Origin of the sequence: Corynebacterium sp. (assembly GCF_030535495.1) — a bacterium.
Classification (GTDB): Bacteria; Actinomycetota; Actinomycetes; order Mycobacteriales; family Mycobacteriaceae; genus Corynebacterium.
This window is the reverse complement of sequence record NZ_JAUNRW010000015.1, coordinates 8,986-16,874: the sequence shown is the minus strand read 5'-3', so window position 1 is coordinate 16,874 and position 7,889 is coordinate 8,986. Positions and strand designations below refer to the sequence as shown.

Below are 7,889 nucleotides of genomic sequence, written 5' to 3'. Positions count from 1 at the left end.
TGCACAACCGATCATGCTACGTCATCAGACACCGGGAGTCCGAGTGTGACCCCGCGGAAAACACTGGCGTCGGAAAGGCGACACCGCCGCCTCCGGTGCGGAGGCGGCGGTGATGTGTTCAGGTTTCCCGGGCGGCGGTGTTGGCGGCGCAGGTGGCCAGCACTACGAGCCCGACCTGACCGACCAGTCCGCAGAGCGCAACCACCAGTCCGGCGGGATCCCCCAGTGTCCACTGCGCGACCACGGCGAGGAGGACCACCGCGGCAGCCACCACCAGGCACCGCCGCGCCCAGGGCAGCGCCGCGGCGTGGCCGGCCCGCCAGGCGGCGTCCGAGCGCTGGGTGTGGCGGGTCCGGATACCGACCAGTCCGCCGCGATCGAATTCACCGCGGGCGGCGGCACGAACGACCGGCCCGAACAACAGTGCCACGGTGAGCACTCCGATCAGCGGGCCGATCATCTCGGACATGGGCTAGCGGTTCTCCGGGTGGCCCTGGTCACCGGGGTTGTTCTCCGGGTGATCCGGGAACTCGGGGGCGTTCTCCGGATGCTCGGCCCGCTCCGTGGTGGTCTCCGGGTACTCCGGGTGCTGGTAGCCGACCTGCTCACCGGCGGCAGTGGAGCCAGTGGCACCGGTGGCGGCGGCCGTACCGCCGACCACTCCGAGATCCTCCGGGGTGGCCTTGCGCATGATGGCGATGCGGTCCATGGTGACCTCCACGCCGGGGGCGATCTCCACCTCGACCTGGGTGTCGCGCGCGGCGGTGATGGTGCCGTGAATGCCCGCGACGGTGACCACGCGGTCCCCGGCACCGATGGCGGCCTGCATGCTCTGCATCTCCGCCTGGCGACGGCGCTGGCTGCGCATCATGAGGAAGGACGGCAGGATGAAGATCGCGATGATGAGGGGAAGAAGAAGGAGTTCCATGGTCAGCCAGTGTGCCAGATCAAGGTGTCTGCATACCAGCCGACGCGGGGCTGGCCCCCAGCCCCGCGCGACACTGCGGTGACACGGGTGATCCCACCTCAGAACAGGCCGAGCGCGCCCTCCGGGGGCTCGAGCCCGAGGTGGCGCCAGGCCGCCGCCGTGGCCACCCGACCCCGTCCGGTGCGGGCGATGAGTCCGGCGCGCACCAGATAGGGCTCGCAGACCTCCTCGACGGTGCCCGGTTCCTCGCCGACCGCGATGGCCAGTGTGTTCACGCCGACCGGCCCACCGCCATGCCCGCGGATGAGCGCGGACAGTACGGAACGGTCGAGGCGGTCGAGCCCGAGCTCATCGACGTCGAAGACCTCCAGCGCCCCCTGGGCGGCCGCCAGATCGATGTGACCGTCGGCGTTGACCTCGGCGAAGTCCCGCACGCGCCGCAAAAGCCGGTTGGCGATACGGGGTGTCCCCCGCGACCGGGAGGCGATCTCCACCGCGGCGTCCGCATCCATGGTGACCTCGAGGATCTTCGCTGCGCGGGTGACCACCCGGGTGAGGTCGGCGACGTCGTAGAACTCCATCTGCGCGGTGAAACCGAAGCGGTCACGCAGCGGGCCGGTCAGCATGCCCGAGCGGGTGGTGGCCCCGACCAGGGTGAAGGGCGGCAGTTCCAGCGGAATGGAGGTGGCGCCGGGGCCCTTGCCCACGATGACGTCGATGCGGAAATCCTCCATGGCCATGTAGAGCATTTCCTCGGCCGGCCGGGCGATGCGGTGGATCTCGTCGATGAACAGGACGTCCCCCTCCATGAGGTTGGACAGCATCGCGGCGAGATCACCGGCGCGTTCCAGCGCCGGGCCGGAGGTCATGCGCAGGTTGGTGTTGAGCTCCTGCGCGATGATCATCGCCATGGTGGTCTTGCCCAGGCCGGGCGGGCCGGAGAGCAGCACGTGATCGGGGGTGACACCACGGTTCTTCGCACCCGTGAGCACGAGGGAGAGCTGGTCACGCACCTTCTGCTGGCCGATGAACTCGTCGAGGTTCTTCGGACGCAGGGTGGTCTCCGACTCCTGCTCCCCCAGCTGGATGGTGGTATCGACCTCCCGGTCCGGCACCCTGAATTCCGTGCGCTCCATGTCACTCACGTGACCAGCCTACTTCCGACCGAGCTGGGTCAGCGACGCCCGCAGGGCCGCGGCGGTGTCCAGGTCCGGGTTCTCGGCGAGCACGCCCTCGACCACGGGCTGGGCCACACGGTCGGTGAATCCGAGACCCACCAGCGCCTCGGTGACCTGCAGGGCCACGGACTCGGCGGCCGCAGGCAGCGGGGCCACCTGCTCCTCCCCCGCTGCCGGTACCGGCACGTAGGCCGCGACCTTGTCCTTGAGTTCGAGGACCAGGCGTTCGGCCATGCGCTTGCCCACGCCCGGGATGCGTTGCAGTGTCTTCGCGTCCTCCCCCGCGATCGCCGCGGAAATCTCCCCGGCGTCGAACACGGACAGGCAGGCGAGGGCCAGGCGTGGGCCGAGACCGGTGACGGTCTGCAGGAGGTGGAACATCCCTCGATCCTCATCGGTGGCGAAGCCGTGGAGGATGTGGGCGTCTTCGCGCACGGTGAGGCTGGTGAGCAGAAAGGCCTCCTCCCCGCGGCGCAGGGTGGCCAACGTCGCCGGGGTGGTCTCCACCCGGTAGCCCACGCCGGCGCATTCCACGACCACATGGTCCAGGCCGAGGGCGATGACGGTGCCACGAACGGATGCGATCACGATGGTCCTCCAGGGTTGAGCAGGGCGGTGGTGCGGGCCAGCAGCGGGGCCCGCCAGCAGTGGCACACGGCCAGGGCGAGAGCGTCTGCGGCGTCAGCGGGTTTCGGGGCCTCCGACAGCCCGAGAATCCGGGTGATCATCGAGGTCATCTGCTTCTTGTCCGCGCGGCCGTTGCCGGAGATGGCCTTCTTGACCTCCGAGGGGGTGTACATGTGCACCGGAATCCCCCGCTGCGCCGCCGCCAGGACGAGGACACCCGAGGCGTGGGCGGTGTGGATGACAGTCGAGACATTGCCGCGTTCAAACACGCGCTCGACCGCCACCACGTCGGGGCGGTAGTCATCCATCCACTCGTCGACGGCCCGCGACAGCCGCAGGAGCCGTTCGGACAGGTCGGTGCCGGCCGGGGTGCGGACCACCCCGACGGCGACGGGCAGCACCTCCCGCCCCCGTCCGGCCTGGACGACAGACAACCCGCACCGGGTCAAACCCGGATCGATGCCCATCACCCGCAGTCCCGTGAGACTCACGCGCCCGCCTTCCTGTGTGTGCCAAGTGTCCCCCAAGTTATAGCACACACGTCCGAACTAGGCGTCGAGCTCGGCGAGCACCTCGTCGCTCAGGTCCATGTTGGTGTAGACGTCCTGCACATCATCGGAGTCCTCGAGGGCGTCGATAAGCCGGAACATCTTCTTCGCCCCGGCAGCATCGAGCGGCACCTCGACGGAGGCCCGGAAATCCTGGTCAGCCTCGTCGACGGCGATGTCGGCCTCCTCCAGCGCGGCCTTGACCGCCTGCAGATCGGTCGGGGCGCAGACGACCTCGAACTTCTCACCGAGGTCGTTGACCTCCTCGGCACCGGCGTCGAGGACGGCCATGAGCACGTCGTCCTCCGTGAGCTCGCCCTTGTCCACCAGGACGATGCCCGTGCGGGTGAACAGGTAGGCCACGGAACCGGACTCGCCGAGGTTGCCGCCGTTCTTCGACATGGCGGTGCGCACCTCGGTGGCCGCCCGGTTGCGGTTGTCGGTGAGGCACTCGATGAGCACGGCCACGCCGTTGGGGCCGTAACCCTCGTAGGTGATGTTCTCCCAGTCGGAGCCACCGGCCTCTTCGCCGGCGCCACGCTTGCGGGCGCGCTCGATGTTGTCGTTGGGGACGGAGGCCTTCTTGGCCTTCTTGATCATGTCGTCCAGCGTCGGGTTACCGGCCGGATCGCCACCACCCATGCGTGCGGCCACCTCAATGGCCTTGATCGCCTTGGCCCACTCCTTGGAGCGCTTGGCGTCGTTCGCCGCCTTCTTGTGCTTGGTGGTCGCCCACTTTGAATGGCCTGCCATCGGTTACCTTTCTTCCTGCCCTGTTCACCGCTGTGACGGGCACCGGCGCTCGACCACGGCAGCACAGACAATGCAGGCCGCGGGAGCGGGCAACGACGGGCGAACAGGAACGACACGAGTTTTGACCCGTCCGATTTTACACAGGCCACCCGCCCCGATTGCTAGTCCGAGCCCGGCGTCGCCACGGGAATCGACTGCGCGCCCTCACGCAGGGTGCGGGTCAGCCCCTCCTGGGTGACCACGGCGACGAGATTGCCGGCACGGTCGAAGATGCGGCCGTGGGTCAGTGCGCGGCCGGCGTGGGCGGACGGTGACACCTGGTCGTAGAGGAGCCAATCATCGGCGCGGAAGGGGCGGAGGAACCACATCGCGTGATCGAGGCTGGCCATCTGCACGCGGTGGCCCGGGTGCGGGACCAGGGAGGAATGCAGCAGGGTCATGTCCGACATGTACGCCAGGGTGCACACGTGGAAGGTGTCGTCGTCGGGCAACGGCTTGCGGGAACGGAACCACACCACCTGCTGGGAGGGGGTGTACTTGTTGTGCTCGTAGCGCTCGGGCGGGACGACGAGGATCTCCCAGTCGCCCCATTCCTCCAGCAACGCGCGGGAGGACACGGGCAGGGTGTCGTCCCCGCTCGCGATCTCCTCCGGCATCGGCACCGTGCGCATGACATCGGAATGGCCCGGGCCGATGTCGTCGCGGACATGGAAGCTGGCCTGCATGGAGAAGATCGTCTCCCCGTTCTGCACGGCGCGGACCTGTCGGGAGGAGAAGCTGCGTCCGTCGCGCAGGCGGTCCACGAGGAACACCGTCGGGTCAGCCGCCTTCCCCGCCGCCAGGAAATAGCCGTGGAGGGAGTGCACCGCCTTTACCGGCTCGACGGTCTCCGTCGCCGCCACCAGCGCCTGCGCGGCGACCTGGCCGCCGAAGGTGCGGGTCAGCTGCGATTCCACCGCGGGTCCGCGGTAGATGTCGGTGTCGATCTTCTCCAGCCCGAGGATGTACTCGATGTCCATGACCCGCTACCTTACCCCCGAGAATCAACCGGTCGGTTGACCCGTCGGACCATGGAGTTTCCGCCTGCACCCGGTAGGCTGGGCACTTATGACAACCGCGACCCGACCTGCCTCCCGGCAGGGCCTCTCCCCCGCCAAGTTCCACCGTTTCGCCGCCGCCCTGGAGATGTTCACCTGGGCGCTGCTCATCGTCGGCATGATCCTCAAGTACTCCGGCACCACCGATGCCCTCATGCCCATTGCCGGTGGCATCCACGGCTTCGGCTTCCTCACCTTCATCGCCATCACGGCGCTGCTGTGGATCAACAACCGCTGGAGCGCGGTCCAGGGCATCGTGGGCATGGGTGTCTCGGTCATCCCGTTCGCCGCGTGGCCGTTCACCATGTGGGCAGACCGCAAGGGGCTCCTCGAGGGCGGCTGGCGTTTCTCCGACACCGGTGAGGCGGCCGAGCAGCCGCGCACGCTGCCGGAGAAGGTCCTCGCCCAGTTCGTCCGCCACCCGGGTCGCTCCATCGCGATCCTGCTGGCGGTCATCGCGGTGATCTTCACCATCCTCGTCATGATGGGCCCGCCCTATGACCCGGATGCCATCGCCGGCTCCGTCAGCTAGCACCACATACGACACAGGCCCCGAACGTCACGGCGTTCGGGGCCTGTTGCTGTCACCAGCCGCGTTCGGCCAGGCGGTGGGAGACGGGCAGATCATCGACGTTGATGCCCACCATCGCCTCACCGAGGCCGCGGGAGACGTCGGCGACCACGGTGGCGTCGGCGTAGTTCTTCGTGGCGGTGACGATCGCCCGGGCGCGCTGCTCGGGGTTGCCGGACTTGAAGATGCCGGAGCCGACGAACACGCCCTGCGCGCCGAGCTGCATCATCATGGCGGCATCGGCCGGGGTGGCGATTCCACCGGCGGTGAGCAGCGGCACGGGGAGTGAGCCTTCCCGGGCCACCTCGACGACGAGGTCGTAGGGGGCCTGCAGTTCCTTGGCGGCGACGTAGAGCTCGTCCTCGGCCAGGGAGGTGAGGCGGTTGATCTCGGCGCGGATGGTGCGCATGTGGGTGACGGCATTGGAGACGTCACCGGTGCCCGCCTCGCCCTTGGAGCGGATCATGGCCGCGCCCTCGTTGATCCGCCGGAGGGCCTCACCGAGGTTGGTGGCTCCGCAGACAAACGGGGTCTCAAAGGCGAATTTGTCGATGTGGTGGGCGTAGTCGGCCGGGGTGAGCACCTCGGACTCGTCGATGAAGTCGACGCCGAGCGACTCCAGCACCTGCGCCTCGACGAAGTGTCCGATGCGCGCCTTGGCCATGACCGGGATGTCCACGGCGGCGATGATGCCGTCGATCATGTCCGGGTCGGACATGCGCGAGACACCGCCCTGGGCACGGATGTCGGCGGGCACGCGCTCGAGCGCCATGACGGCAACCGCTCCGGCCTCCTGGGCGATCCTCGCCTGTTCGGGGGTGACGACATCCATGATGACGCCTCCGGTGAACTGCTCTGCATAACCGCGCCTGGCCCGGCCGGTGATCGTGGTGCTCACTGTGATGGTGCTCCTGTCCGCTCAGTTTATTCTTGCCCCCGAAACTGTAGGACGTGAATTGTGACGCGGCCCAATCACCCGGGGTTTTCATTCGCCGGGGGCTAGTATGTGACGGTGCACAAACTCATGTCGGTTCCCGCGGTGTGGTGTGGCTGGATTCTCTCGCGCATAGTCCTGGCGCGATTGATCGTGGAGAATTCGGTCCCCTTCGGCGACGTTCACTACTATCACTTCGGCCTCTACGGTCCGGACCCCACCGCCATGACGGAGTACCCGGACGCGGGCGTGTGGCCGTTGCGGCTGATGGGGTGGATCACCACTCCCGACATCACCGCGTTTCTCGCCGGTTTCACCGTCATGTGCGTGCTTATCGACGCCGCCGTCCTCGCCGTCCTCCTCCACTTCGGCGGTCGCCGCCGCTTCACCGCCGCCTGGTTCTGGGTCTTTTTCGGCGTGGCCACCGGCCACGTCCTCTGGTTGCGCCTCGACCTGTTCCCCGGCGTCCTGGTGGCCGGTGCCGCGGCGTTGCTGCTCACCCGCCCGGTTATCGGTGCCGCGGTGCTGGCCGGTGCAGCAGCGGTGAAGCTGTGGCCGGCGGTGCTGGCCGCCGGCCTGGTCGGGGGGATCCGCCGGGCGGGCACCTGGTTGCGGGTCGGCGCCTTCTTCGGGGCGCTCATCCTGCTGGCCGGTATCACGTGGCTGACCTCGGGTCTTGACCGCCTGCTCAGTCCCCTCAACTACCAGGGCGATCGCGGCATCCAGATCGAGTCCCTCGCGGCCACCCCGTTTCTGTTCGCGGCCCACGAGGATCCGGAGGCCTACTGGATGGGCTTCGCGGCGTCGAAAAGCTTCGAGATCCACGGCCCCGGTACCGATTTCGCGGTCAGTATCGCCGATGGTGCAATGATCGCCGTGCTGGTCTTCGCGGTGGTGTGGGCGGCGTGGCAGCTGCTGGCGGACCGCTGGCACCCGCGGGAGACCGTGGCGTTCATGCTGCTGCTGGCACTACTGCTCATCGTGACCAACAAGGTGTTCTCCCCGCAGTACATCGTGTGGGTGGGCCCGCTGCTGGCGGTGTGCCTGACCATCACCCGTTCCCGGCTGGTGGCGGCGATGGCGGTGCTCACCGTGGTGACGGCGGCCCTGGGGCTCTATGTCTTCCCCTTCCACTACACCCCCATCTGGGCGGACCCGACCAGCGCCACCACGGCGATCGTCGTGCTGGCGGTACGCAACGTGCTCATCCTGGTCATCACGGTGCTGTCTGCACTGTGGCTCTGGCAGGTGAC

Annotated in this window: 10 protein-coding genes; 2 read left to right on the top strand and 8 right to left on the bottom strand. The window is 68.1% G+C overall.

Annotation, left to right across the window (positions count from 1 at the left end):
* Positions 1-118 precede the first annotated feature (118 nt).
* The 7 genes from Q4F73_RS03625 to Q4F73_RS03595 form a co-directional block, all read right to left on the bottom strand.
* Positions 119-469 carry an SdpI family protein gene (locus Q4F73_RS03625; protein WP_303357988.1) on the bottom strand — a complete coding sequence of 117 codons (351 nt, stop codon included), beginning with the start codon at positions 467-469 and terminating at the stop codon, positions 119-121.
* Positions 470-472: 3 nt separating this feature from the next.
* Complete coding sequence (gene yajC / locus Q4F73_RS03620) at positions 473-928, bottom strand: preprotein translocase subunit YajC (RefSeq protein ID WP_303357987.1); 456 nt, start codon at positions 926-928, stop codon at positions 473-475.
* 98 nt (positions 929-1,026) lie between these two features.
* Complete coding sequence (ruvB, locus tag Q4F73_RS03615; protein WP_303357986.1) at positions 1,027-2,073, bottom strand: Holliday junction branch migration DNA helicase RuvB; 1,047 nt, start codon at positions 2,071-2,073, stop codon at positions 1,027-1,029.
* Positions 2,074-2,082: 9 nt separating this feature from the next.
* The gene (gene ruvA / locus Q4F73_RS03610; RefSeq protein ID WP_303357985.1) at positions 2,083-2,694 is read right to left on the bottom strand and encodes a Holliday junction branch migration protein RuvA; all 612 of its coding nucleotides are present in this window, start codon (positions 2,692-2,694) and stop codon (positions 2,083-2,085) included.
* On the bottom strand, positions 2,691-3,200 hold the full coding sequence (ruvC, locus tag Q4F73_RS03605) for a crossover junction endodeoxyribonuclease RuvC (protein WP_303358007.1): 510 nt from the start codon (positions 3,198-3,200) through the stop codon (positions 2,691-2,693). Before ruvC ends, ruvA begins: the two co-directional genes overlap by 4 nt.
* Positions 3,201-3,281: 81 nt before the next feature.
* On the bottom strand, positions 3,282-4,034 hold the full coding sequence (locus Q4F73_RS03600; protein ID WP_303357984.1) for a YebC/PmpR family DNA-binding transcriptional regulator: 753 nt from the start codon (positions 4,032-4,034) through the stop codon (positions 3,282-3,284).
* A 161-nt stretch (positions 4,035-4,195) separates the two neighbouring features.
* A complete protein-coding gene (locus Q4F73_RS03595; protein WP_303357983.1) occupies positions 4,196-5,053 on the bottom strand; it encodes an acyl-CoA thioesterase II in 858 nt (285 codons plus the stop codon).
* 88 nt (positions 5,054-5,141) lie between these two features.
* Between Q4F73_RS03595 and Q4F73_RS03590 the strand changes: the two genes are divergently transcribed.
* Positions 5,142-5,663: a DUF3817 domain-containing protein gene (locus Q4F73_RS03590; RefSeq protein ID WP_303357982.1), complete on the top strand. Its 522-nt coding sequence runs from the start codon at positions 5,142-5,144 to the stop codon at positions 5,661-5,663.
* Positions 5,664-5,715: 52 nt separating this feature from the next.
* Here Q4F73_RS03590 and pdxS read toward each other — a convergent pair whose 3' ends face one another.
* On the bottom strand, positions 5,716-6,606 hold the full coding sequence (gene pdxS, locus Q4F73_RS03585) for a pyridoxal 5'-phosphate synthase lyase subunit PdxS (RefSeq protein ID WP_303358006.1): 891 nt from the start codon (positions 6,604-6,606) through the stop codon (positions 5,716-5,718).
* 108 nt (positions 6,607-6,714) lie between these two features.
* Between pdxS and Q4F73_RS03580 the strand changes: the two genes are divergently transcribed.
* A partial coding sequence (locus Q4F73_RS03580; RefSeq protein ID WP_303357981.1) for a DUF2029 domain-containing protein occupies positions 6,715-7,889 on the top strand: 1,175 nt, incomplete at its 3' end.

What these genes read in the sequence shown, in the direction of transcription:
- Q4F73_RS03590 (WP_303357982.1), top strand. Translation starts at nt 5,142, where the DNA reads ATGACAACCGCGACCCGACCTGCCTCCCGGCAGGGCCTCTCCCCCGCC.
- Q4F73_RS03600 (WP_303357984.1), bottom strand. Translation starts at nt 4,034, where the DNA reads ATGGCAGGCCATTCAAAGTGGGCGACCACCAAGCACAAGAAGGCGGCG.
- yajC (WP_303357987.1), bottom strand. Translation starts at nt 928, where the DNA reads ATGGAACTCCTTCTTCTTCCCCTCATCATCGCGATCTTCATCCTGCCG.
- ruvC (WP_303358007.1), bottom strand. Translation starts at nt 3,200, where the DNA reads ATGGGCATCGATCCGGGTTTGACCCGGTGCGGGTTGTCTGTCGTCCAG.
- Q4F73_RS03595 (WP_303357983.1), bottom strand. Translation starts at nt 5,053, where the DNA reads ATGGACATCGAGTACATCCTCGGGCTGGAGAAGATCGACACCGACATC.
- Q4F73_RS03625 (WP_303357988.1), bottom strand. Translation starts at nt 469, where the DNA reads ATGTCCGAGATGATCGGCCCGCTGATCGGAGTGCTCACCGTGGCACTG.